Source organism: Streptomyces sp. NBC_01537 (genome assembly GCF_045040445.1).
GTDB lineage: Bacteria > Actinomycetota > Actinomycetes > Streptomycetales > Streptomycetaceae > Actinacidiphila.
Genome location: NZ_CP109392.1, coordinates 6,103,940 through 6,127,642, shown reverse-complemented (window position 1 = coordinate 6,127,642; position 23,703 = coordinate 6,103,940). Strand labels below are relative to the sequence as shown.

The following is a 23,703-nucleotide window of genomic DNA, read 5'->3' as shown; positions in this document are numbered from 1 at the left end:
GGCCTGTGATTTCTGCATCAGCTCTGCTTCAGAACCGACACGACGGGCCGCGTACCCCCGCTGACCGGGCAGACTGCAAGGCATGAACGCATGGCCCGAGGGCTGGACCGAGAACACGAACCAGGCGCAGCGCACCTCTGAGCCGCCGCTGCCGCCCGAGCTGTCGCCGCGCCGTGGCGCGAGGGCCGCCGGGGGCGTTCCGCGCCAGCAGGCGTACGCGCACGGCAGCGGCAGCGGTGGCCCCGGATCCGGCGGCAACGGCTACGGAGGCGGTGGCGGCAGTGGCCCGCGCCCGTCCGTGCCCGGCAGCCGGGCCCGCAAGGTCAAGCTGGCCCTGCTGGGGCTGTCGGTCGTGGTGCTGGCCTGGTCCGTGGGCACCTACTTCTGGGCGGACGGCAAGGTGCGCCGCGAGGTGGACCTGTCCAAGGTCATAGACCGCCCCGCCGAGGGCAAGGGCACGAACTACCTGATCGTCGGCTCGGACAGCCGCGAGGGCATGACCGCCGCGCAGAAGAAGGCCCTGCACACCGGCTCCGCCGACGGCAAGCGCACCGACTCGATGATGATCCTGCACGTCGGCGACAACGGGAACTCCCTGATCTCGCTGCCCCGCGACTCCTACGTCACCATCCCCAGCTTCAAGGGCTCCGAGTCCGGCAAGACGTTCGCCGCGCGCGGCTCCGACAAGCTCAACGCCGCCTACTCGATCGACGGCGCGACCCTGCTGGTCCGCACGGTCGAGTACAACACCGGCCTGCACATCGACCACTACGCGGAGATCGGCTTCGCCGGCTTCGCGAGCCTGGTCGACGCGGTCGGCGGCGTCACGATGGACATCCCGCAGGACATCAAGGACACCAAGTCCGGCGCGAACTTCAAGAAGGGCACGCAGACCCTCAACGGCAAGCAGGCCCTGCAGTTCGTCCGTACCCGCTACGCCCTCGCCGGCAGCGACCTGGACCGTACGAAGAACCAGCAGAAGTTCCTGAACGCCCTCGCCAAGGAGGTCGCGACGCCCTCCACGGTCCTGAACCCCTTCAAGCTCTACCCGACGATGAGCGCGGGCCTCGACACCCTGATCGTCGACAAGGACATGAGCCTGTGGGACCTGACCTCGATGTTCTGGGCGATGAAGACGGTCTCCGGCGGCGACGGCACCTCGATGAACATGCCGACCTCGGGCTCGGTCACGACCTCCTCGGGCGGCAGCGCGATCAAGTGGGACGAGACGAAGGCCAAGCAGCTCATCTCCGAGCTGAAGAACGACGAGAAGGTGACCGTCTCGGCCTCCTGAGCTCCTGACGGCTACCGGAGGTCGGTGATCTCCGGGGCGTACACGATGCCCAGCGGTTCCGGGCCGATGTACTGCTGGCAGTTGCACGGCCTGGGCTCGTAGTGCAGCGGTTTGCGCTCCGCGTCCCAGGCCGTCGGCGCCTCCACGACCTCGTGGCACTTGCCTTGCCTGTCGTGCTTGGCCAGATGGTGCGTGCACCCGCACACCGGCTCCGGCGGCCGCTTCGCCGCATCCAGCGCGAGCTGCTGCCGCTCGGCCGACTTCAGCAGCTCAAGCTTCCGCTTGTGCCGGGTCCTCAGCGCGCTCCGCACGCTCTCACCGATCTTGCCCCCGCCGACGAGCACGACGGGGATCAGCCACCACATCCAGTCACCCATACGGAACCTCCCCCATCCGACCGGAACTTCCAGGCTAGCCCGTCAGGTGCAGTCGGCGTAGGCCAGGAATTCCCCGCATGTACGACACTTGAACAGATTCCCCGTCGGCTGTCCGTCCGCGTCCGGGTGCGCGGCCGGTCCCGCGGCTCCGACCCGGCCGAGGAAAGCCGCGCCGTCGCCGCAGTGGACCAGCCGGCGTTCCTGCTGCCAGCCGGAGAAGCCGGGTGTGCGGGTCTCAACAGCTCGGGCGACGCCCGGGGCAACGCCGCTGTCCACCTCGGTGAACTGCGCCTCATAACGCTCTGCCGCACTGCCGTCGGCGATGCACCCGCGTGTCCGGGCCAACCTATGCCTCACAGCACCGGGCCGCAGGCGCCCCCCAGGGTGCCTGCGGCCCGGTGGCCGGGCGGGCGGTTGCTACGGGAGGTTGCGGGCCATGACGATGCGCTGGACCTGGTTGGTGCCCTCGGGTGCTTTGCGGCCATCAGGGCGCTGACCTGGGGGAACTCTTCTTCTGGCAGGGGTTCCCCAGCATCTACCCATGATCACGGCTGCCTACCCTCGCCCCATCGGCTCTGACTCAGAGCCCTGGCGATGACTGTTTGAGGCCGTGCCATCCGGCGTATGGCAGCCACAGACTGCCCGCATAGATGTCTACCCTTGACGCTGATGAGCCACAACGGCGAAGCTCGTGCAAGTTGGCGTAAGCCACTCGACACCGGAGGCAGTCATGGCACTACGGTTCATCGGGATTGATCCAGACACGGGACAGCAGGGTTCCCCCACCGTTTGGGTGGACGAGGAGAACAGGGAACTGGTGCTCCAGGGCTGGAAGCCAGACGAGAGGCTGGAGGCTGAGTGCGCGGCGTTCGAGGTTCCCGGGCACGCGCCGGGGATTCCGCCGCATGAAGCCGTGATCCGGATTCCGGCCCGCATGGTGCCGATGCTCAGGGAGGCATGTGATGTCGCAGAACGAGCCGGGCTTTAGCGAGCTGCTGGCCGCAGCCAGGCACTCAGCCGTGCACCTGGAGATGCGCGACTCGTACGGCGTGGGCGATGAGGCCGAAGACTTCGAAAACTGGAAGCGCACAGGTCAACGCGACGTAGACCCTGAGTCTGGCTATTGGACGCCTTGGGTTGAATTGATTCGGACGACGGTGGCCCGGGGCGTCATCGTTCGTCGCGCCCGCGTCGTCTCCGAACCGGTCACCGACTACATCCGGTACGAGCACGCCGGCACTCCGGTCAACGTCCAGGCAGGAGAAGAAGTCCGCTGGCTGCCCAGGCGCCAGGCTTCTGACATCGCTCTGCCAGGCAATGACTGCTGGGTGTTCGACGGTGAGACGGTGCTCTTCAATCACTTCTCGGGGGATGGCAACTGGTCGGAACCGGGCTGGGAAGTCCGCACTGAACCGGCCGTAGCGCGCTTGGCATCAACGGCATTCGAAACCGTGTGGGAGCGCGGTATCCCACACGAGAAGTACTCGGTCTGACCCCATCGATCACTGAAGAGCCAATTCATGTCCGCATCCCCCTCGTCCAGCGCTCAGGCTGCCCGTGAAGTCCTTGCCGCCCGCCTCGGGGAGCTACGCAAAGATGCTGAGCTGACCGGACACGAGTTGGCTCTTCGGTGTGGTTGGAGTCCTGCGAAGTCGTCACGCATCGAGCGGGCCAAGACGCCCGCCTCGGATGCCGACATCCGTGCATGGTGCCAAGCATGCGGAGCTGAAGAACAAGCCGCCGACTTGGTCGCAGCAAACCGCCAAGCTGATCAAATGCACGTGCACTGGAAGAAGCTCCACCGACACGGGATGCGCCGGGCACAGGAAGAGATCGTTCCCCTGTACGAGGGCACCCGGAATTTCCGCGTCTACTGCTCTAACGTCGTTCCCGGCATGCTCCAGACCGAGGCATACGCGGCTGCCCTGCTCTCCACCATCGCCACCTTCCAATGCACCCCGGACGACTCGCCCGAGGCCGCAGCTTCACGCGTGGAGCGTTCGCGTGTCCTCCATGAAGGCGGCCACCGGTTCGCGTTGCTCCTGGAAGAGACGGTGCTTCGCTACCGCATCAGCGACGCCGAGACGATGGCGGGTCAACTCGGATATCTCCTGGCGGTGATGGCGCTCCCGAACGTCAGCCTTGGCATCATTCCGTTCACTGCCGAGCGGCGCGTGTGGCCCTTGGAGGCGTTCTATCTGTTCGATGACCGCCGTGCGAGCGTCGAACTGTTGACGGCCGCAGTGAACGTGTCGGCCCCAAGCGAGATCGCTACCTACGCCAAGGCGTTCTCTCAACTGGCAGATATCGCCGTCTACGGCCCGGATGCCCGCGTCCTCATCACAGAGGCGATCAGCTCGCTTCCGTAATCTGCGTGCAAGCTTGTGCAAGAAGGTGGATTGGCGACTTCCCGACTACCTACCGTGACTACACCGAGCGGTAGTAGCCAGGGAGGGCCACAGGCGTGAACGCACCGAAGACGACACAGAGCCCGCCCGTCTATCTGTCTCTGCCGCTTGAACCTCCGAGACCGGTCCCGGACTGCGGTGTGTGCGCTGCGCTCGACAAGCAGCGGCAGGCGGCGCGTGACCGCGGGGACTACTCGGCGGTGTCGGATTGCAACGTCGAATTGACTGCGCATCCCGGGCGGCATCAGTGAGCGGCGACCATGTGGACCAGGCGTGGCCCGATGATTCGTACATTCTGGCGAGGCGTCGCGCGGACGACGCGGCGAAGCTTCTGTGTGACGTGCTGGTCGGCCTGGGCATCGAAGTGGGCGTTCCGGAGCAGTGGCCGGACGTCAAGGGCCGGGCGACGTTCGAGGGCGATGCGCTGGTGTATCTGGGCACGGTGCCGGTGGCCACGATCGAGAAACTGACGGATGCCCTGGCGGGCAGCAGGGGCGATGAGGGACAGAATCGATGACTGAGACGGTGAGTGACAGCCTTGCTGAGGGGCTGCGGCAGATCGAAGAGCACATTGCGTTGCTGCGGTTCTGGCAGGGGCAGCCATGGTCCGAGGTGTGCGAGGCCGCCAAAGCGGTCGGGCCCATGGTGCTTGCTCAGCTCACCGGCTGCGGTCTGTGGGACGGCTTGCCCGCACACGAGCAGGCCGCCGTGTACTGGGCCATGGCCGAGGGACACAGCGTCAGTTCGATCGGACCGGATTACGTGGACCCCGACCGGGACGGTCCCCGGGTCCGGGACGTGCACGACGCAGCCGACTACTTCACCTCCATGTGCGCCACGCACCGCTATCCCCGCGATTTCGACCGCAAGCGGGCCGGGCGTACGGCGTTCCAGTTCGCGGAACGGTTCACCCGCCTGCCCGAAGGGTGGCGCGCGGAAGTGATGCGACGGATCCTGAACGGACGGGACGCGGGAAGCGCAGTCAGCCACGCACAGATATCCATCAACTTCCTGCACAGCGTCTACGGAAGCAGCCTCGCATGGAGTGCCAGGCCGGTGACTCCTGCACCTTCCCGTGACCGTGACGGCGCGGCGCGGTAGGAGCAGGGACGGTAAGGATCCAGGCCCCACCCCCTCCGGGCGAGTGGTTCGCGATCCTGCCAACCAAACGAATGCCCCGCCCAATCGGGCGGGGCATTCGTTGCTTTGCTTCGGTGCTCAGAGCAGCGCACGGAAAGGGTTGGAACTGTCGAGCGGTTCCGACTGTTTCGCGGGCTTAGGCTCCGGGGCCTGCTTGGGTGCCGGGCGGTAGGTGTCCATCTCAACGACCATGGCGCGCTTCCTGTCACGCTCCGCGCTGGCCGGCTGAGCCTTTGCGTGACGAGAATGGTCGGACTGGTTGGCCTCATTCGCGTCACTGTGAGGAATTGTCAAGATCTGTGGATCGGTGGTGGTCTGCGGTTTCTGATGTCTTCGTCGCTGGGACCGTGCAGGGTTGTCAGGCGAGCTCCTTTAGGAAGTCGGAGAGCGCAGTGTGGAGGGTTCCTGGCTGTTCCAAGTGCAGGTCGTGGCCGGTCCGGGGGAGGCTCATGGCCACGGTGGTGGGCCGCTGCCGGAGCATCTCCTCGGCTTCCTGCTGAGGGATGATGCCCGACTGGGCCAGGACGACCAGCGTCGGGCACGTGATCTGCGCCCACTCGTGCCAGAAGGAACGCTGGGCGTTCTCCGCCAGCGAGCGGGTCATCACCTCGCGGTCGAAGCGGGGCCACCATCCGCCTCCGCGTTCTTCCAGCCCGGCCGCCCACCCTTTGCCAACGGGTCCGCCGCCGAGGAACTGGGCGGCGGCCTCGCGGGAAATGAACGGTGTCGGCCACGAATCGAGCCATCCGCCGATTTCGGCGGGGACGTTCGGGTTCGGGCCGCCTGGGCCGGCCTCGACGAGTACCAGCGCGCGGATCCGCTCGGGGTGTGCGGCGGCGGTGAGCATGGCCGTGTGCCCGCCCAGCGACTGGCCGACCAGGACAGGACGCCGCAGAGCGAGTTGGTCAAGGATGGCGATGACGTCGGCGACGTAGGCGTCGCGGGAGACATCCTTCGGGTGGCGTTCGCTGGCGCCGTGTCCGCGCTGGTCGAGCGCGATGACCCGGTGCCGGGGGCTCAGCCTCTGTGCCGTCTGGTCCCATTCGCCCGCGTGACCGGCCAGTCCGTGCAGCAGCACTACGGGCTGCCCCGGCCCGCCCCAGTCCCGGCAGACAAGTCGGACGCCGTCTCGCGTCACGGTGTGCTCGGACCATGTCACGTGGGACCTCCAGGGGAATCAGCTGAGCTTGATCATGCCGCAAGACTCTCGGGGCGTTCGACGAGCTGGCCGCGTTCGAAGCGGGCTCCGGCGCGGACGAGGGCGACGAGGTGGGGCGCGTTCACGGCCCGCCAGCGGTCTTGTGCGGACTCGATCAGCTTGAAGACCATCGCGAGTCCGGCGGCGCGGGAGCCGGGATCTGTTCTCGCTTCCAATTTTCGTAAACCCAGCTACGCGGCTTGGCGAGGTAAACAGCCACGTCATCAACGGTCATCAGCTTTGTCAATCTCTACTCCGGGAAAAGGAAACCCCGAGTGACCTCGGGGGCTGTCGAAGTGTGGAACGTAGAAAAGGAAGTTTTAGCTCTCAGAGCTGACCATGGAAGCCAGTACGGACCTGGACTTATCCGTCAGCTCTCCGCCCGCCTTGCCAGCCAGCGTGCTCAGGTACCCGTCCCGACGCGCTTTCTTCAAGTGATCCTTGACGGTTTCCGGGCGCCGGTCGATCAGTCGAGCCAACCAAGGAATAGGCGCAGGCGCTCCCATATCGGCCATGCTCTTGTAGGTCGTCGCAAGCATGACCAAGTAGCGCTCAGAGACTCCCTCGTTGGCCAGCAGCAGCCCGGCCGCCTCTCCCGACTCGGTGAGCTTGTTGGCGATGTCCTCCATCTTGCGCTGAGCATCGGGAGCGCTCTTGGCGATATTCAGAGCTGCGGCGAGATCCAACCGCCGAAGCACGGTCGTTGAGATGCCGCGCGCCACCTCGGGGGGTGACGCATCGTCTTCGGCCTCAATGGAGATGCGCTGTGGACCACCCGTCACTGGACCGGCTGGCCACCACAGGCGAACTACCCACGCGCCGTACTGCTGGGCGATCTCGAATCCCGCTTCGTCATCTCGCATACCTTCACCTTACACCACGCAGGGTGGTCCACCCTGGGTTGACAACCCAGGGTGGGCCATGCGCAGACTGTTCCAGAGGGCGGTCACACGACGTGACGGCCTCTCGTGAAGCAGAAGGGGCGGCGCGGCGGTGGCAAGGGCATGGGTAGCGAGATCAACGGACGATGCCAAGAAGTGGACAACCTTCTGGTACGACCCGGACGGCAGGCAGAGACACAAGGCCTTCGAGACCACGAAGCGCGCTGACGATCACCGCAAGCGCAAGGAACAGGAACTCGACGCCGGGACCTATATGGACGACAAGCTGGGCAAGCAGCCCGTTACGGCGGTGTGGGAACAGTGGACGAATCAAAGGAAGCTGGAGAACAGCACCAAGAAGCAGTACCGATCCATCCAGGCCACGACCATTGAGCCGTTCTTCGGAGCCCGCTCCATCGTGTCGCTGAAGGTGGCGGACATTGAGCAGTGGATGTTGTGGATGGAGCAGGACCGCAAGCTCTCCGCCCGCACCCGTCGCCAACGGTTCTCGTTCTTCTCGGGAATGATGGACTGGGCTGTGATCAACGAGATCATCGGTCGCAACCCGTGCAAGAAGATCAGGCACGCAGGTAGCCGTGCCAAGGAGATACGAGAGCACAAGAGCACGGCACGGCGTCTGACGACGCGAGAGGTCCTGGCGCTGCTCGGCGGTGCGCCGACGCGGTACAGGGCGATGGTGTGGCTCATGGCTGGCTGTGGGCTGCGTCTCGGCGAAGCCATGGCCGTATCTCGCGATCAGATCGACTTCAAAGCGGAGACGCTTCGGGTCGACTTCCAGATCGCCGAGGATGGTGCCTCGCCGTCCGGCAAGAACAGCGCTCTTCAGCGACGGCACGTCAAGGCTCGTGACGAAGGGGAGGCGGGCCGGATCGTGCCCCTACCGCCCAACGTGGCATTCGAACTGCGTCGGCACATCAAGAGCTACGGCGTCTATGGATCGGAACGGCTGCTGTTCCCCAACGTGAGCCGGACCGGGTACCTGTACGCCTCTTACTTCTACCGTCAGATCTGGCTGTTAGCGCTGGACAAGGGTGGTGTGACGTACTCCAAGCCGCACGCGCTACGGCACTACTACGGATCTCGCCTGCTGTACGCCGGAGTCCCTGAGAACGACGTAGCGGACTGGATGGGGCACAGCAGCACGGACGTACTCCGGGAGCACTACCACTACATCTTTGAAGGAGCGGAGCAGCGTGGGCGCGCAGCTATCGCAACGATGCTGACGCCCGGCGCAGATGACCCCACCGAGCAAGGGGAAGTGGCCTGACGGCAGCCCATACGAACGGCCCCCGGCGCGATACCGGGGGCCGTCTTGTTTGTGCAGGTCAAAGGCTGTTTACCGCCCAGTGTCAGCCCAGGATTTCCCCAGCATGACGCCCAGGAACAGCCCGAATCGGGCCCGACTGGACCGGAAGCCAACTGGACGGCGAGTCAGGCGCTCGATGGCACCTGACCTGCGAAAACCGTCCTACGGAAGGTTCCTTGCCATCACGATCCGCTGGACTTGATTCGTACCTTCATAAATCTGGGTGATCTTGGCGTCGCGCATCATGCGCTCGACCGGGTAGTCGCGGGTGTAGCCGTAGCCGCCGAGGAGCTGGACGGCGTCGGTGGTGATGTCCATGGCGACGTCGGAGGCGTAGCACTTGGCGGCGGCACCGAAGAAGGTGAGGTCGGAGTCGACGCGCTCGGACTTGGCGGCGGCGGCGTAGGTGAGCTGGCGGGCGGCTTCGAGCTTCATGGCCATGTCGGCGAGCATGAACTGGACGCCCTGGAACTCGGCGATGGCCTTGCCGAACTGCTTGCGCTCCTTGACGTAGCCGGCGGCGTAGTCGAGGGCGCCCTGGGCGATGCCGAGGGCCTGGGCGGCGATGGTGACGCGGGTGTGGTCGAGGGTCTTCATGGCCGTGGCGAAGCCGGTGCCCTCGGCGCCGATGATGCGGTCGGCGGGGATGCGGACGTTGTCGAGGTAGACCTCGCGGGTGGGGGAACCCTTGATGCCGAGCTTCTTCTCGGGGGCGCCGAAGGAGACGCCTTCGTCGGACTTCTCGACGACGAAGGCGGAGATGCCCTTGGTGCGCTTGTCGGGGTCGGTGACGGCCATGACGGTGTAGTAGTCGGAGACCCCGGCGTTGGTGATCCAGCGCTTGACGCCGTTGAGGACGTAGAAGTCGCCGTCGCGGACGGCCTTGGTCTTCATGCCGCCGGCGTCGGAACCGGCGTCGGGCTCGGAGAGGCAGTAGGAGAACATGCCTTCGGCGCGAGCGAGGGAGCCCAGGTACTTGGCCTTCAGCTCTTCGGAGCCGGAGAGCTGGACGGGGAGGGAGCCGAGCTTGTTGACGGCGGGGATCAGGGAGGAGGAGGCGCAGACGCGGGCCACCTCCTCGATGACGATGACCGTGGAGAGCGCGTCGGCGCCGGCGCCGCCGTAGGTCTCGGGGACGTGGACGGCGTGGAGGTCGTTGGCCTCCAGGGCGTCGCGGGCCTCCTGGGGGAAGCGGCCGTGTTCGTCCACCTCGGCGGCGAAGGGCGCGATCTTCGCCTCGGCGAGCGAGCGCACGGCGTCGCGGAGCATGTCGTGCTCCTCCGAGACGCGGAAGAGGTCGAAATCGGTCGAGCCCGCCACAGCTTCACTCCCCTGAGTGCTAACTACCGTTAAGTAACTCCGTGATTTTATGCTCGCGCGGAGCGTTCGGCACACGTGATGTTGCTTACGGGGTGGTCGCGCCGAGCTTGTCCACGGAGTGGGTGGCGATGTAGTCGGCCATGGTGTCGTTGGTCATGGCCTCCCAGAGCTCTGAGGTGCCGTTCTTGTCCAGCAGGACCACCGACTGGCCCTTGATCATGTCGGTGCCGGAGACGGGGGCGTTCATGAAGGTCATGTCGCCGGAGCGCACGCCATTCATGCTCCACAGCAGGTCGCGCAGGTCGCTGTCGGACAGGCTCTCGTCGACGCTGACGGTGTTGGTGACGTCGTCCAGCAGGCTCTTGATCTTCAGCGGGTTGGAGAAGGTGCTCTTGGTCATGGTCTTGGAGAGCACGGCGCGCAGGAAGGCCTGCTGGCGGTGCGTGCGGTCGAAGTCGCCGCGCGGCAGGTTGTAGCGCTCTCGTACGTACTTCAGGGCCTGCTCGCCGTTCATGTGCTCGCCGTCGAGGTCGACGCCGCCGACCGCGTCGGTGAGGGCCTTGAAGCCGGACCAGTCGATGACGGCGAGGTGGTCGATCCTGACCTTGGACAGCCGCTGGACGGTGTCGATGAGCAGCGGGGAGCCGCCCCAGGAGAAGGCGGCGTTGAGCTTGGCCTTGCCGTGGCCGGGGATGGAGACCCAGCTGTCGCGCGGGAGCGAGACGACGTAGGCGTTCTTGTGGTCGGCGGGTATGTGGACCAGCATCATCGTGTCGCTGCGCTGGGCCCCGTACTTCCAGTCGGAGACCTTGGCGTCCTGGCCGGTGGTGGGTAGCTCGGAGCGGCGGTCGACGCCGACCAGGAGGAACGTTTCGCCGCCCTTGGTGTCCTCGGGCAGGGCGCTCGCGGGGACGTTGCTCGGGAAGGCGTTGGGGATCCGGCTGACCTTGCCGGTGTAGTGCTCGACGGCCCACCAGCCGGTCCCGGCGACACCGCCGACACCGGCCAGGAACAGGGCGAGGGCGCCGATGAGCACGCGCCGGGTGCGGCGGCGGCGCTTGGTGCTGTGCGTGGTGTCGGTGTCGGTCTCCTCGGGCTCGACCGCCACGCTGTCTCTGTCAACCGGATCCGTCGTCGTCACGCATTGCTCCCACCACCTGCACACGCTCCCCACGTGTGCGACTGGGGGCATTGTGGCCTGTGTGACACCCCGGTGACCATGCCGGAGAGGGCACGATTGGTACAAGTGTCGGGCGAGGGGCCTCGCACTCCCGACGCGCGTCTGATGACCTGCGGCGATGCGCCGTGACAGCCTTCAGATCCACGCGATGAGGCGTTCACCGGAGGCACCAATGACGTATGCGTACGATCCCGAACTGGCCGCGGCCATCCCCATGATGCCCCGCGCCGATGTCTCCGATCTCCCGGGCGCCCGGGCCGAGATGGCGGCCGGGGTCGCGGCCGCCAACGCGGACGTGGACACGACCGGCGTCGAGGTCGGCCGGATCACGGTGCCCGGGCCGGAGGGCGCGCCCGACGTGGTGCTGCACACGTACCGGCCGGAGGGCGTGGAGGGGCCGCTGCCGTTGATCTACGACATCCATGGCGGCGGCTTCATCATGGGCTCCCCGGAGCTCGAACACGGCCCGAATGTGACGTACGCCCGTGAGGTGGGCGCGCTGGTGGTCTCCGTGGACTACCGGCTGGCGCCCGAGCACCCCTTCCCGGCCGGGCTGGAGGACTGCTACGCCGGGCTGGTCTGGGTCGCCGCGAACGCCGCCGAGCTGGGCGCCGACCCCGACCGCCTCGCCGTGCACGGCTGGAGCGCGGGCGCCGGGCTCGCGGCGGCGGTGGCCCTGCTCGCCCGGGACCGGGGCGGACCGGCGATCCGCTTCCAGTTCCTGGGCATCCCGGAGCTGGACGACCGGCTGGACACGCCCAGCATGCGGGCCTTCACCGACACCCCGCTGTGGAACCGCCCCAACGCGATCATCAGCTGGGACAGCTACCTGGGCGCCGGCGTCCCCGGCACCGACGAGGTCTCCCCCTACGCGGCGCCGGTGCGGGCCAAGGACCTGACCGGGCTGCCGCCCACGTATGTGTCGGTGGCGCACTTCGACCCGCTGCGGGACGAGGGCATCGACTACGCGCGGGCGCTGCTGGAGGCCGGGGTGAGCTGTGAGCTGCACCTGTTCCCCGGGACCTTCCACGGGTCGAGCCTGGTGAGCTACGCGGAGATCTCCCAGCGGGAGGCCGCCGAGGCGGTGGCGGTGCTGCGGCGGGCTCTGCGGTAGCGGCTACCGGCTAGCCGGAGGCCAGCCGCAGCGCGTACAGCGCGAGCTGCGCGCGGAAGCGGTCCTCGGGGGCGGTGAGCGGGCGGCCGAGGGCCTTCTCGACGTGGGCGAGCCGGCCGGCCACCGAGCTGTGGTGCAGGTGCAGCTCGGCGGCGGCCTGGCGCAGCGAGCCCGTACGGCAGAAGGCGGCGAGGGCGGCGAGGGACTCCTCCGCGAGGCCGCCCAGGGCCTGGACGTCGGGCTGGGCGCGCAACCGGTCGACGGGGATGTCCGCGAGCAGGGCCACGGTGCCGAGGTCGTCGTGCCCGATGACGGCCTCGTGGGCGAGCTCGCAGGTGAAGCGCAGCGCGACCCGGGCCTGGGCCCAGGAGGTGCCCGCGTCGAGCGCGGCGACGCTGCCGCCGATGCCGATCCGCAGGCCGGGCGGCACGGCGCCGCGCAGGTCCGGTGGCGGGGACGGGATCGACGCGGCGCCGTCGTGCCGCTGGACCAGCGCGACCCCGTACTCCCCCAGCGCCGTCACCCGGACCGTCGCGATGGCGGCGAGGCCGCTGTCCCGCACCAGCGCGACGGTCACCGGACCGGCGACGCTCGCGACGAGGACCCGCAGCGGGCGGTCCGGGGCCAGTCCCAGCAGCCGCAGCGCACGGGCCCGGTCCTCCACCGCCTCCCGGGCGGACAGCGCCAGCTCGGCCAGCGCCGGATCCGCCACATGCGGCTGCGGCTGTGGCTGCGACGCGGACTGCGGGCGTCCCAGCAGCACCTGGGCCGCTATCGCCATCCACTCCAGCACCAGCTCGTCGAGGGGCCCCGGCTCCCCCGGCCGCTCCAGCCAGACCCGGCCGGCGGGCGTCAGCCGCGTACTGTCCGAGACCGCGCCGGGTACGGCGGGCAGCTCACCGCCGTCGGGCGCGAAGCGTACGGTCCGCCCGTCGGCCGTTTCCAGGCCCGCCGGGCACTCGGCCAGCCCGGCGGTGGACCGGACGAGCACGGCCGCGTCGAAGGACGTGCCGAGCAGGGCCTCGAAGTGCGCGATCACCCGCAGAGCGGTGGTCGCGTCCGCGTCGAGCGCCGACAGTCGCAGCATGAGCCCCTTCACAAGGCGAGTGTAAGAGGCCTCGCGGATGGGTGGGGCGGGGGAAGGAGCGGGGTGAGGGGCAAGTCCGGCAAGGCGGAGGAGGGAGGCGCAGCGGAGCTGCGGCGACCGACGACAACGCCGCCAGGCGCCGCCCATCGCCCCGCGACGCCGCCCCACCTATTCGCGTGGCCTCTAAGTAGGTGCGGGCCTCGGGGGCACTGCCCGGGGGCCGCCGATATGCTCACTGCGCACTCGCTGTACGTCCGACGGACGGCCACCACCTGGGAGGGACCCTCCGCATGGCACTCAAGCTCACCGTGATCGGCACCGGATATCTCGGGGCCACGCACGCCGCCGCGATGGCCGAGATGGGCTTCGAGGTGCTGGGTCTGGACATCGTCCAGGAGAAGATCGACCTGCTGTCGACGGGCCGGGCCCCGATGTACGAGCCGGGCCTTGACGAGCTGCTGGCCAAGCATGTCGCCGGGATCGAGGGGTCGACCGGGCGGCTGCGGTTCACGAGCTCGTGGGAGGAGGTGGCCGAGTTCGGCGATGTGCACTTCATGTGCCTCAACACCCCGCAGAAGCACGGTGAGTACGCGTGCGACATGAGCTACGTGGACCGTGCCTTCGACCTGCTCGCCCCGCATCTGACGCGGCCCGCGCTGGTCGTCGGCAAGTCCACCGTCCCGGTCGGCAGCGCGGACCGGCTGGCCGCCCGGCTCGCCGGGCTGGCACCGGCCGGGGAGGCGGTGGAGCTGGCGTGGAACCCGGAGTTCCTGCGCGAGGGGTTCGCGGTGCAGGACACGCTGCACCCGGACCGGATCGTGGTCGGGGTGAGGTCGGAGCGGGCGGAGAAGCTGCTGCGCGAGGTTTACGCGGTGCCCCTCGCAGAAGGCACGCCTTTCGTCGTGGCGGACTACCCGACGGCGGAGCTGGTGAAGACCGCCGCCAACGCCTTCCTGGCCACCAAGATCTCCTTCATCAACGCCATGGCCGAGGTGAGCGAGGCGGCCGGCGGCGACGTGGCCAAGCTGGCGGAGGCCCTCGGCCACGACGAGCGGATCGGCCACAAGTTCCTGCGGGCCGGGATCGGCTTCGGCGGCGGCTGCCTGCCCAAGGACATCCGCGCCTTCATGGCCCGCGCCGGCGAGCTGGGCGTCGACCAGGCGCTGACCTTCCTGCGCGAGGTCGACTCGATCAACATGCGCAGGCGCGGTCACATGGTCGAGCTGGCCCGCGAGGCCTGCGGCGGTGGCGGCTTTCTCGGCGTGCGCATCGCGGTTCTCGGCGCGGCCTTCAAGCCGGACTCCGACGACGTCCGGGACTCCCCCGCGCTCAATGTCGCCGGCCAGATCCACCTGCAGGGCGGCCAGGTCACCGTCTTCGACCCCAAGGGCATGGACAACGCCCGCAAGCTCTTCCCGACGCTGGGCTACGCCCCCACCGCCCTGGACGCGGTGCGCGGCGCGGACCTCGTCCTGCATCTGACCGAGTGGCGCGAGTTCCGCGAGCTGGACCCGGCCGAGCTGGGCGAGGTCGCGGGCAAGAAGCATGTCATCGACGGCCGGAACGCGCTGGACGCGGCGCTGTGGCGCAAGGCGGGCTGGACGTACCGGGCGATGGGCCGCCCCAACGCGTAGCGCTGCTTCACAGCCGCATGACGAACCCGCCGTCAACGCTGATCGTCTGGCCGTTGATCCAGCTGCCGGCCGGTGAGGACAGCAGAAGCAGCGCGCCCACGAGGTCGTCCGCGGGGGCCTGCTTCTTGCCGGGGATCGCGGACACGAACGCCGCGCGCACCGGGTGGTCCGCCGGAAGGCTCTTCATTCCCGGCTCGTTGTCGACGAGGCCGGGGGCGATGGCGTTGACGTTGATGCCCTGCGGCCCGAGCCGCTGGGCGAGGGTCGCGGTGACGCTGACCAGGGCCAGCTTGCTGGCCCCGTAGATTCCGCCGGGCTGGAAGGCGCCGGCGGACACTACGTTGATGATCCTGCCGCCGCCGCGCCCGGCCATCGACGCCTTGACGGCGGCCGAGCAGTGGACGGCGCCCAGGACGTTCACCCGCATCACCTTGTCGAACCACTCGGACGGCAGGTCGAGCAGGTCGATCCGCGGGATCTCGGACATGAGCGCGGCGTTGTTCACCAGGATGTCGATGCCGCCGAAGGCATCGACGGCACGCGCGGCCATCGCCTCCGTCGATTCCCGGTCGGTGATGTCGACCTGGACACCGATCGCCCGAAGACCGTCTTTGACAAGTGCGTCGGCGACGCCTTCGGCGGTGTCGCCGTTGGTGCCGGTCACCACCACAGCCGCGCCCGCTTCGGCCAGCGCCCGCGCGAACACCTGACCGATCGCGCCACAGCCGCCGGTGACGATGGCCACCTTGTCGTCGAGCCGAAACCTGTCGAGTGTGTGCACGGGCCCTCCACGGTGAGGCGTCCGAGGCATCGAAGCATCGCCGTCACCGGAAAGTCAACGGCCGTGGGCTGCAAGGTCATTGCTTCGTTCTGCGAGGCTGACGGGAAGCTGACCTGGGGTTTCGTCTCAGGCGGACGAGCCGGCCCCGTCGCGCAGGACGCGGACGGCGTTGTCCCAGGTGAGCTTCGCCAGGTCCGCCGTGGACCAGCGGCGCCGCAGAAGCTCGGCGATCAGGTTGGGGTATCCGGAGACGTCGCCGAGGCCCTCCGGGAGGAAGGCCGTGCCGTCGTAGTCGCCGCCGATGCCGATGTGGTCGATGCCGGCGACGGAGCGCATGTGGTCGAGGTGGTCGGCGACGGTGGAGACGGTGGCGGTGGGGCGGGGGTTGGCGGCCTCGAAGGCGGCGTGGACCTTCATGGCCTCGGGGGTGGTGTCGAGGTGGTGGAAGCCGTGGGCGGTCATGTTGTCGTCGGCGCGACGGGTCCAGTCGATGGCGGCGGGGAGGATGAACTTGGGGACGAAGGTGGCCATGGCGAGGCCGCCGTTGCCGGGGAGAAGCTCAAGGACGTCGTCGGGGATGTTCCGTACGTGGTCGCAGACGGCCCGGGCGGAGGAGTGGGAGAAGATGACCGGCGCCCGGGTCACCCGCAGGGCGTCGCGCATGGTGTCGGGCGAGACATGGGAGAGGTCGACGAGCATGCCGAGGCGGTTCATCTCGCGGACGACGTCCTCCCCGAAGGGGGTGAGGCCGCCGTGCCGGGGCTCGTCGGTGGCGGAGTCGGCCCAGTCGGTGTTGTCGTTGTGGGTGAGCGTCATGTAGCGGACACCGAGGGCGTACAGCATGCGCAGGACGGCCAGGGAGTTGTCGATGCTGTGGCCGCCCTCGGCGCCCATGAGGGAGGCGATGCGGCCCTCGGAACGGGCCGTCTCCATGTCGTCTGCGGTGAGGGCGAGCCGCAGATCGGCGGGGTGGCGGTCGACGAGCCGCAGAACGCAGTCGATCTGCTCCAGGACGGCGGTGACGGCGTCGCCGCCGGTGTGGTCGGTGCGGACGTACACGGACCAGAACTGCGCGCCGACACCGCCCGCGCGCAGGCGGGGGATGTCGGTGTGCAGGTGGGCGGACTGGTCGGTGGCGATGTCGCGGGCGGCGAGGTCGTAGCGGACCTGCTCGCGCAGGGCCCAGGGGAGGTCGTTGTGACCGTCCACCACGGGGTGGGCGGCGAGGATCTCGCGGGCGAGGGGCAGGTGGTCCACCACAGTCACGGGTGCCTACTTTCCGAAGCCGAAGCCGTTGCCGCCTTCCACCTTGGCACGCAGGCGCTTGCCTTTCTCCGTGGCCTGCTCGTTCAGCTCGACCTGGAAAGCCCGCATGCGCGCGAGGAGTTCGGCGTCATGCGCGGCGAGGATCCGGACCGCCAGCAGACCCGCGTTGCGCGCGCCGGCCACGGACACCGTGGCGACCGGGACGCCGGCCGGCATCTGGACGATGGAGAGCAGGGAGTCCATGCCGTCGAGGTACTTCAGGGGCACGGGGACGCCGATGACCGGCAGCGGGGTCACGGAGGCGAGCATGCCGGGCAGGTGGGCGGCGCCGCCCGCGCCCGCGATGACCGCCTTGAGGCCGCGCTCGGCGGCACTCTCCCCGTACGCGATCATTTCGTGCGGCATGCGGTGGGCGGAGACGACGTCGACCTCGTAGGGCACCTCGAACTCGTCGAGGGCCTGGGCGGCGGCCTCCATGACGGGCCAGTCGGAGTCGGAGCCCATCACGATGCCGACCAGGGGAGTGCTGCTCATTCGGTGATCGTCCCTCGCAGGTAGTCGGCGGCGTGCCGGGCACGCTCACGCACCTCACCGAGGTCGTCGCCGTAGGTGTTGACGTGGCCGACCTTGCGGCCGGGCTTCACGTCCTTGCCGTACATGTGGATCTTGAGCTGGGGGTCGCGGGCCATGCAGTGCAGGAAGGCGTGGTACATGTCCGGGAAGTCGCCGCCCAGGACATTGGCCATGACGGTCCACTTCGCGCGCGGGCGCGGGTCGCCCAGCGGGAGGTCGAGAACGGCACGCAGGTGGTTGGCGAACTGGGAGGTCACGGCCCCGTCCTGGGTCCAGTGGCCGCTGTTGTGGGGCCGCATGGCCAGCTCGTTGACCAGGATCCGGCCGTCCCGGGTCTCGAAGAGCTCGACCGCGAGGTGGCCGACGACGCCGAGTTCCTTGGCGATGGTCAGCGCGAGCTGCTGGGCCTTCATCGAGACGTCCTCGGCCAGGTCCGGCGCGGGCGCGATCACCGTGTCGCACACGCCGTTCACCTGCACCGACTCCACCACGGGGTACGCGACGGCCTGCCCGTGCGGGGACCGTACGACATTCGCCGCCAGCTCCCGTACGAAGTCCACCTTCTCCTCGGCCAGCACCGGGACGCCCGCCCGGAAGGGCTCGGCGGCGTCCGCCTCGCCGCGCACGACCCACACGCCCTTGCCGTCGTAGCCGCCGCGCACGGTCTTGAGGATGACGGGGAAGCCGTCACCCTCCTGCGCGAAGCGCGTCACGTCGGCCGGATCCGCGACGAGGCGGTGCCGGGGGCACGGCACCCCGATCGCGTCCAGCCGCGCGCGCATGACGCCCTTGTCCTGGGCGTGCACCAGGGCGTCGGGTCCGGGGCGCACGGCGATGCCGTCGGCCTCCAGGACCCGCAGGTGCTCGGTGGGGACGTGCTCGTGGTCGAAGGTGATGACGTCGCAGCCGGCCGCGAAGGCGCGGAGCGTCTCCAGGTCGCGGTAGTCGCCGACGACGACCTCACCGGCCACCAGGGCCGCCGAGTCGATCGGGGTGTCGCTGAGGAGCTTGAATCTGATGCCGAGCGGGATACCAGCCTCGTGGGTCATACGGGCGAGCTGGCCGCCGCCGATCATGCCGACTACCGGGAATGTCACAGTCACCAGGATATCGGCCCACGATTACGGTACGGACCGGCGGGTGACCGGGCCCCCGGTTAGCATGAAGTCGTCTGATGTGGCCACTGATGTGCCGCCGATGCGCTGACCGAAGCGACGACCTACGAATGATGGGGCCCAACGATCACCATGGATCGATCGACAGGACTGCAGGGCGGACTGGCCCGGATATTCCGAGAGGTCGCCAAGTTCGGCGCGGTCGGCGCGGCCGGTGTCCTCGTCAATATCGCGGCCTTCAACCTGCTCCGGCACGGCACCGGCCTGCAGGTCGTCCGGGCCAGCGTCCTCGCGACGGTCGTCGCCATCGCCTTCAACTACGTCGGTTTCCGCTATTTCACCTACCGGGACCGCGACAAGGGCGGGCGCACCAAGGAACTCGGGCTTTTTCTCTTCTTCAGCGCGATCGGGCTGGTGATCGAGAACGGCGTGCTCTACGCGGCGACGTACGGGTTCGACTGGGACAGCCCGCTGCAGAGCAATGTGTTCAAGTTCGTCGGGATCGGCGTCGCCACGCTCTTCCGCTTCTGGTCCTACCGGACCTGGGTCTTCAAGGCGCTGCCCGCCCGTGAGGCGCTGGAGCAAGCAGAATCGTTCCTCACCGAGGCCGAGGCCCAGGCCGAAGCCCCTCAGCACGTGCAGGGCTAATCGCCGGACGGGCTGAGTTCGCCGATTTCGCCCTCCCGCGCCAGGAACAGCGCGAAGACCGGCGGCCGCTGCTGGAGCAGCTCGAGCCGCCCGCCGTCGGCCTCGGCCAGGTCGCGGGCGACGGCCAGTCCGATGCCGGTGGAGTTGCGGCCGCTGACCGTGCGCTCGAAGACCCGGGAGCCCAGTTCGTTCGGCACACCATGCCCCTCGTCCGTCACCTCGACGACCGCCTGGTTGCCGGTGACGCGCGTTGACAGGCACACCGTGCCGGCGCCGTGCATCAGGCCGTTCTCCATCAGCGTGGCCAGCACCTGGGCGACCGCGCCGGGGGTGCCGACGGCCCGCAGGCCGTGCGTGCCGGCGGTGACGATGGTGCGGCCCTCGTTGCGGTAGGCAGGCCGCCATTCCTCGACCTGCTGCTTGATCACGTCGTCCAGGTCGAAGTCGACCGCCGAGCCGGTGCGCGGGTCGCGGGCGTTGGTCAGCAGCCGCTGTACGACATCCGTGAGGCGCTCGACCTGCCCCAGCGCGATGGTCGCCTCCTCCTTGACCGTCTCCTGGTCGTCGGCGGTGGCGATGATCTCCTCCAGCCGCATGCTGAGCGCCGTCAGCGGCGTACGCAGCTGGTGCGAGGCGTCAGCCGCGAGCCGCCGTTCGGCGGTGAGCATCCGGGCGATCCGCTCGGCGCTGGAGTCCAGGACATCGGCGACCCGGTCCAGCTCCGGCACCCCGTAGCGGCGGTGGCGCGGGCGCGGGTCGCCCGAGCCGAGCCGCTCGGCGGTCTCGGCGAGGTCGGTGAGGGGGCTGCCGAGCCGGCGGGCCTGGCGTACGGCCAGGGCGGCGGCGGCCAGCACCGCGAGCAGGGCGACGGCCAGGATGACCAGGAGCGTACGGCCGATCTCGTCGCTGACCTTGCGGCGCGACTCCTCGACGGTGACGGTCTCACCGTCGCCCTTCTGCGTGGAGGCGATCACCTTGCCGGTCGGGCGGGTACCGATCTCGATCGGGTCCTCGCCGTGGATCTCCACGAGCGCGTAACGATCAGGGGCGATCTGCTGCGACAGCGCCTGCTTGTTGACCTTCTCGCCGTCGTTCAGCCGGTTCTCGACGATGCTGAGGAGGCGTACCGCCTCGGAGTCCACCATCTCCGAGGCGCTGTTCTCGATCGTCCGGGTCTCGACGATGACGAGTGAGACCCCGAAGACGGCGATGACGACGAGCACCACGGCGAGCGTGGACGTGATGAGACGGCGGCGCAATTTGCCCTCCGGGCGGGGACGACACGGATTATCCGGGCACGGGCACGGGCGCCCGTGCCCGGCGTGACGTCAGTTCTTTTCGAAGCGGAAGCCGACGCCGCGCACGGTGGAGATGTAGCGGGGCGCCGCGGCGTCGTCGCCGAGCTTCTTGCGCAGCCAGGAGATGTGCATGTCGAGGGTCTTGGTGGACGACCACCACGTGGTGTCCCAGACCTCGCGCATCAGCTGCTCGCGCGTGACCACCCGGCCGGCGTCGCGGACCAGCACCCGCAGGAGGTCGAACTCCTTGGCGGTGAGCTGGAGTTCCTCGTCACCCATCCAGGCACGGTGCGACTCGACGTCGATCCGCACACCCTGGGTGGAGGGCTGCGGGGTGCCGCCCTCCGTCGCGCCGCGCCTGAGCAGCGCGCGTACGCGGGCGAGCAGTTCGGCGAGCCGGAAGGGCTTGGTGACGTAGTCGTCGGCGCCGGCATCCAGGCCGACCACGGTGTCCACCTCGTCGGCGCGGGCGGTGAGCACCAGCACGGGGAAACCGTGGCCCTCGGTGCGCAGTCGCCTGCAGACCTCCAGGCCGTCGATACCGGGCAGCCCCAGGTCCAGAACCAGCAGATCGAAGGCGCCCAGTAGGCCGGCTTCCAACGCGGTGGGACCGTCCTCACGCACCTCGACCTCGTAGCCTTCGCGGCGCAGGGCGCGTGCGAGCGGTTCCGAGATGGATGCGTCGTCCTCGGCGAGCAGTACGCGGGTCATGGGCTGATGGTAGTCCGCGCGGGAAGCGCGTGGCGCTGACGCCGGAACGTAAAGGTCCGGTGACCTGCGACACGGTCGCACGGGGGCCTGTGAGGTACGTCTCAAGTCGGGCTATACCACACCCTCTACTGCCATAAAGTGCTTAAAGCCCTTAGCAGCACTGCTGTGACTTCGGCGCACACAAACGCACCGAGGACCACCGGCACGACAAGGCGCGCGTCCCCCCATCCCCAGCGCGTCCCGAACCAGCAAGGAACGACCATGGCGTCCAGCCTGACGAAGGACGCCGCCACTGCGCAGGACACCCCTGCGAACGGCGGCCCCACCTTCCTCGGCCACCCCCGCGGTTTGGCCACTCTCTTCATGACCGAGACGTGGGAGCGATTCAGCTACTACGGCATGAAGGCCCTTCTCGTCCTCTATCTGACGGCTTCCGTCGCGGACGGCGGACTCGGCATGAAGGCCGCCGCGGCCGGTGCCGTCTACAGCGTCTACACCGCCACGGTGTATCTGCTGGCCATGCCCGGCGGCTGGCTCGCCGACCGCCTGTGGGGTCCGCGCCGCGCCGTGGCCATCGGCGGCGCGGTCATCATGACCGGCCACTTCCTGCTGGCCGTGCCGGTCAGGGCCTCCTTCTTCGTGGGCCTCGTCTTCATCGCGGTCGGCTCCGGCCTGCTGAAGTCCAACATCTCCACGATGGTCGGCCAGCTCTACCCGGACCGCAACGACCCGCGCCGGGACGGCGGCTTCACCATCTTCTACATGGGCATCAACCTCGGTGCCTTCCTCGCCCCGCTCGCCATCGGCACCGTCGGCCAGGAGGTCAACTGGCACCTCGGCTTCGCCATGGCCGGCGTCGGCATGGCCCTGGGCCTGGCCCAGTTCCTGTACGGCACCAAGCACCTGGCCCCGGTCAGCAGCGTCGTCCCGACGCCGCTGGCGGCCTCCGAGCGGGCGGTGCTGCTGAAGAAGGCGCTGCTGTGGCTGGTGGCCGCGGTGGCCTTCTACGGCGTCGTCACCTTCACCGGGCACTTCACCGTCAACTGGGTGCTGTGGCCGCTGTCGCTGATCGGCCTGGCCCTGCCGACGTACTACTTCGCGCGCATCCGCCGCGACCAGGACCTGAGCACGGACGAGAAGTCCAAGGTCACCGGCTTCATCTGGTTCTTCGTCGTCGCCGCCCTGTTCTGGATGATCTACGACCAGTCCGGCTCGACCCTGACCGTCTTCGCCGCCGACCACACCTCCTCCCGGCTCTTCGGCTTCAACTTCCCCGAGAGCTGGTTCCAGTCCCTGAACCCGCTCTTCGTGATGGCCCTGGCGCCGGTCTTCGCCGCCGTCTGGATCAAGCTCGGCCGCCGCAACCCCACCACGACCACCAAGTTCGCCTACGGCCTCATCGGCATCGGCGCCTCCTTCGTGGTCATGATGCTCGCCCAGGGCGCAGCCTCCGGCGGCACCAAGGTCTCCCCGATGTGGCTGGCCATGGTCTACCTGATCCAGACCGTCGCCGAGCTGTGCCTGTCGCCCGTCGGCCTGTCGGTCACCACCAAGCTGGCCCCGGCCAAGTACGGCAGCCAGATGATGGGCCTGTTCTTCCTCGCCGTCACTGCGGGCGACTGCGTGGCCGCCATCATCCAGCTCGTCGTAGGCGACGCGTTCCTGTCGGAGACCGCCTTCGCCATCCAGGGCGCGGTGGCGCTGCTCGCGGGCGTGGCCTTCGTGATGTACCGCCGGAACGTGATCAAGCTGATGGGCGACGTCCACTGACGTCCGCTGACGGTCAACCGGTACGTGCCTGAGGGGCCCCGGAGCACATTGCTCCGGGGCCCCTGGGCTTTCTAGGCCCGGGCGGATGTCGCCGCGAACATGAAGCAGCCGTAGTCGATGTTGCGGCTGTGGACCTCCACGACCCCGTTCTCGGCCAGCACCGCCGCGATCGCCCCCTCCGGGTCCTGCCCGTCATGCACCCGCGTCGCCTCGTGGATCCATCCCCGCTCGTCGTACGCCCGCAGCACCTGCGGACGGCCCCGCCAGTCCTGCGGGTAGGCCCCGTGCTCAGGCGGGCCCGCGCAGGGCTCGGCGTGCGCGTAGACGGCTCCGGTCTCCTGGTAGGGGCTGTCGGTCCCCGGGATCGGCGGCTCGTAGTTGAACAGAATCAGCTCTTCGCCGGGCTCGGCGTCCCGCAGACAGCACCTGACCGGCTCGCCGCCCCCGGCGACGATTCGCGTGGGCTTGCCGGTGCGCCGGGCGCGGTCCAGGGCTTCGGCCGGGACTGCGTGGATTCTGAATGCCGTGGTTGTGGTTGCGGTCATACGGCCAGCCTCGTCCTGACGCCCCGGTCTCGCTGG

25 protein-coding genes and 1 pseudogene are annotated in these 23,703 nt (G+C 68.6%); 11 read left to right on the top strand and 15 right to left on the bottom strand.

The features are described 5' to 3' along the window. Positions 1-82: 82 nt before the first annotated feature. Complete coding sequence (locus OG607_RS28285; protein ID WP_405729310.1) at positions 83-1,294, top strand: LCP family protein; 1,212 nt, start codon at positions 83-85, stop codon at positions 1,292-1,294. An 11-nt stretch (positions 1,295-1,305) separates the two neighbouring features. Here OG607_RS28285 and OG607_RS28280 read toward each other — a convergent pair whose 3' ends face one another. Both OG607_RS28280 and OG607_RS28275 read right to left on the bottom strand, forming a co-directional pair. Further along, positions 1,306-1,671 (bottom strand): hypothetical protein, encoded by a 366-nt coding sequence (locus OG607_RS28280; protein WP_405729307.1) that lies wholly within the window; start codon positions 1,669-1,671, stop codon positions 1,306-1,308. A gap of 42 nt (positions 1,672-1,713) precedes the next feature. Further along, on the bottom strand, positions 1,714-2,016 hold the full coding sequence (locus tag OG607_RS28275; RefSeq protein ID WP_405729304.1) for a CbrC family protein: 303 nt from the start codon (positions 2,014-2,016) through the stop codon (positions 1,714-1,716). A gap of 385 nt (positions 2,017-2,401) precedes the next feature. Here OG607_RS28275 and OG607_RS28270 point away from each other — a divergent pair, with 385 nt between their 5' ends. The 5 genes from OG607_RS28270 (at position 2,402) to OG607_RS28250 (ending at position 5,180) form a co-directional block, all read left to right on the top strand. Beyond that, positions 2,402-2,659 carry a hypothetical protein gene (locus tag OG607_RS28270; RefSeq protein ID WP_405729301.1) on the top strand — a complete coding sequence of 86 codons (258 nt, stop codon included), beginning with the start codon at positions 2,402-2,404 and terminating at the stop codon, positions 2,657-2,659. After that, positions 2,634-3,164: a DUF6879 family protein gene (locus tag OG607_RS28265; RefSeq protein ID WP_405729298.1), complete on the top strand. Its 531-nt coding sequence runs from the start codon at positions 2,634-2,636 to the stop codon at positions 3,162-3,164. Before OG607_RS28270 ends, OG607_RS28265 begins: the two co-directional genes overlap by 26 nt. A 27-nt stretch (positions 3,165-3,191) precedes the next feature. Continuing rightward, positions 3,192-4,040 carry a helix-turn-helix domain-containing protein gene (locus tag OG607_RS28260; RefSeq protein WP_405729295.1) on the top strand — a complete coding sequence of 283 codons (849 nt, stop codon included), beginning with the start codon at positions 3,192-3,194 and terminating at the stop codon, positions 4,038-4,040. Between the two features lie 286 nt (positions 4,041-4,326). Then, entirely contained in the window at positions 4,327-4,596 is a 270-nt protein-coding gene (locus OG607_RS28255) for a hypothetical protein (protein ID WP_405729292.1), read from the top strand. Further along, on the top strand, positions 4,593-5,180 hold the full coding sequence (locus OG607_RS28250; protein WP_405729289.1) for a hypothetical protein: 588 nt from the start codon (positions 4,593-4,595) through the stop codon (positions 5,178-5,180). Before OG607_RS28255 ends, OG607_RS28250 begins: the two co-directional genes overlap by 4 nt. A 397-nt stretch (positions 5,181-5,577) precedes the next feature. Here OG607_RS28250 and OG607_RS28245 read toward each other — a convergent pair whose 3' ends face one another. The 3 genes and pseudogenes from OG607_RS28245 to OG607_RS28235 form a co-directional block, all read right to left on the bottom strand. Further along, entirely contained in the window at positions 5,578-6,378 is an 801-nt protein-coding gene (locus OG607_RS28245; RefSeq protein WP_405729286.1) for an alpha/beta fold hydrolase, read from the bottom strand. A gap of 32 nt (positions 6,379-6,410) precedes the next feature. Continuing rightward, positions 6,411-6,575, bottom strand: a pseudogene (locus OG607_RS28240) (IS256 family transposase); the annotation flags it as partial. Between the two features lie 162 nt (positions 6,576-6,737). Further along, entirely contained in the window at positions 6,738-7,280 is a 543-nt protein-coding gene (locus OG607_RS28235; protein ID WP_405729283.1) for a hypothetical protein, read from the bottom strand. Positions 7,281-7,410: 130 nt separating this feature from the next. On the opposite strand from OG607_RS28235, the gene OG607_RS28230 reads away from it, so the two are divergent. Continuing rightward, positions 7,411-8,586 (top strand): tyrosine-type recombinase/integrase, encoded by a 1,176-nt coding sequence (locus tag OG607_RS28230; protein ID WP_405729280.1) that lies wholly within the window; start codon positions 7,411-7,413, stop codon positions 8,584-8,586. Between the two features lie 201 nt (positions 8,587-8,787). On the opposite strand, the gene OG607_RS28225 is transcribed toward OG607_RS28230, so the two are convergent. Both OG607_RS28225 and OG607_RS28220 read right to left on the bottom strand, forming a co-directional pair. Next, on the bottom strand, positions 8,788-9,945 hold the full coding sequence (locus OG607_RS28225) for an acyl-CoA dehydrogenase family protein (RefSeq protein WP_405729277.1): 1,158 nt from the start codon (positions 9,943-9,945) through the stop codon (positions 8,788-8,790). 85 nt (positions 9,946-10,030) lie between these two features. Beyond that, positions 10,031-11,086, bottom strand: coding sequence for an LCP family protein (locus OG607_RS28220; RefSeq protein ID WP_405729274.1), 1,056 nt, complete (start codon positions 11,084-11,086; stop codon positions 10,031-10,033). Between the two features lie 211 nt (positions 11,087-11,297). On the opposite strand from OG607_RS28220, the gene OG607_RS28215 reads away from it, so the two are divergent. Continuing rightward, positions 11,298-12,239 carry an alpha/beta hydrolase gene (locus tag OG607_RS28215; RefSeq protein ID WP_405729271.1) on the top strand — a complete coding sequence of 314 codons (942 nt, stop codon included), beginning with the start codon at positions 11,298-11,300 and terminating at the stop codon, positions 12,237-12,239. Positions 12,240-12,249: 10 nt separating this feature from the next. On the opposite strand, the gene OG607_RS28210 is transcribed toward OG607_RS28215, so the two are convergent. Then, the gene (locus OG607_RS28210; protein WP_405729268.1) at positions 12,250-13,338 is read right to left on the bottom strand and encodes a helix-turn-helix domain-containing protein; all 1,089 of its coding nucleotides are present in this window, start codon (positions 13,336-13,338) and stop codon (positions 12,250-12,252) included. A 278-nt stretch (positions 13,339-13,616) separates the two neighbouring features. Here OG607_RS28210 and OG607_RS28205 point away from each other — a divergent pair, with 278 nt between their 5' ends. Continuing rightward, the gene (locus OG607_RS28205) at positions 13,617-14,960 is read left to right on the top strand and encodes a UDP-glucose dehydrogenase family protein (protein WP_405729265.1); all 1,344 of its coding nucleotides are present in this window, start codon (positions 13,617-13,619) and stop codon (positions 14,958-14,960) included. Positions 14,961-14,967: 7 nt separating this feature from the next. Here the strand turns inward: OG607_RS28205 and OG607_RS28200 are convergent, their stop codons facing one another. The 4 genes from OG607_RS28200 to OG607_RS28185 all read right to left on the bottom strand — a co-directional run bounded on the left by OG607_RS28200 (position 14,968) and on the right by OG607_RS28185 (position 18,677). After that, positions 14,968-15,741 (bottom strand): SDR family oxidoreductase, encoded by a 774-nt coding sequence (locus OG607_RS28200; protein ID WP_405729262.1) that lies wholly within the window; start codon positions 15,739-15,741, stop codon positions 14,968-14,970. A gap of 126 nt (positions 15,742-15,867) precedes the next feature. Next, positions 15,868-17,001, bottom strand: a complete 1,134-nt coding sequence (locus OG607_RS28195) for a dipeptidase (RefSeq protein WP_405737113.1) — start codon at positions 16,999-17,001, stop codon at positions 15,868-15,870. A 12-nt stretch (positions 17,002-17,013) separates the two neighbouring features. Further along, positions 17,014-17,541, bottom strand: coding sequence for a 5-(carboxyamino)imidazole ribonucleotide mutase (purE, locus tag OG607_RS28190; protein WP_405729259.1), 528 nt, complete (start codon positions 17,539-17,541; stop codon positions 17,014-17,016). Further along, positions 17,538-18,677 (bottom strand): 5-(carboxyamino)imidazole ribonucleotide synthase, encoded by a 1,140-nt coding sequence (locus OG607_RS28185; RefSeq protein WP_405729256.1) that lies wholly within the window; start codon positions 18,675-18,677, stop codon positions 17,538-17,540. The genes purE and OG607_RS28185 overlap by 4 nt, the downstream gene beginning before the upstream one ends. A 150-nt stretch (positions 18,678-18,827) precedes the next feature. Here OG607_RS28185 and OG607_RS28180 point away from each other — a divergent pair, with 150 nt between their 5' ends. Beyond that, positions 18,828-19,343, top strand: coding sequence for a GtrA family protein (locus OG607_RS28180; protein ID WP_405729253.1), 516 nt, complete (start codon positions 18,828-18,830; stop codon positions 19,341-19,343). Here OG607_RS28180 and OG607_RS28175 read toward each other — a convergent pair. Both OG607_RS28175 and OG607_RS28170 read right to left on the bottom strand, forming a co-directional pair. Continuing rightward, positions 19,340-20,602 (bottom strand): ATP-binding protein, encoded by a 1,263-nt coding sequence (locus tag OG607_RS28175; protein WP_405729250.1) that lies wholly within the window; start codon positions 20,600-20,602, stop codon positions 19,340-19,342. The two genes, OG607_RS28180 and OG607_RS28175, sit on opposite strands and share 4 nt — an antisense overlap. A 69-nt stretch (positions 20,603-20,671) precedes the next feature. After that, positions 20,672-21,352, bottom strand: a complete 681-nt coding sequence (locus OG607_RS28170) for a response regulator transcription factor (RefSeq protein ID WP_405729247.1) — start codon at positions 21,350-21,352, stop codon at positions 20,672-20,674. 261 nt (positions 21,353-21,613) lie between these two features. Between OG607_RS28170 and OG607_RS28165 the strand changes: the two genes are divergently transcribed. Then, a complete protein-coding gene (locus tag OG607_RS28165; protein WP_405729244.1) occupies positions 21,614-23,122 on the top strand; it encodes a peptide MFS transporter in 1,509 nt (502 codons plus the stop codon). Between the two features lie 71 nt (positions 23,123-23,193). Here OG607_RS28165 and OG607_RS28160 read toward each other — a convergent pair whose 3' ends face one another. After that, positions 23,194-23,667 (bottom strand): DUF1203 domain-containing protein, encoded by a 474-nt coding sequence (locus tag OG607_RS28160; protein ID WP_405729241.1) that lies wholly within the window; start codon positions 23,665-23,667, stop codon positions 23,194-23,196. Positions 23,668-23,703 lie beyond the last annotated feature (36 nt).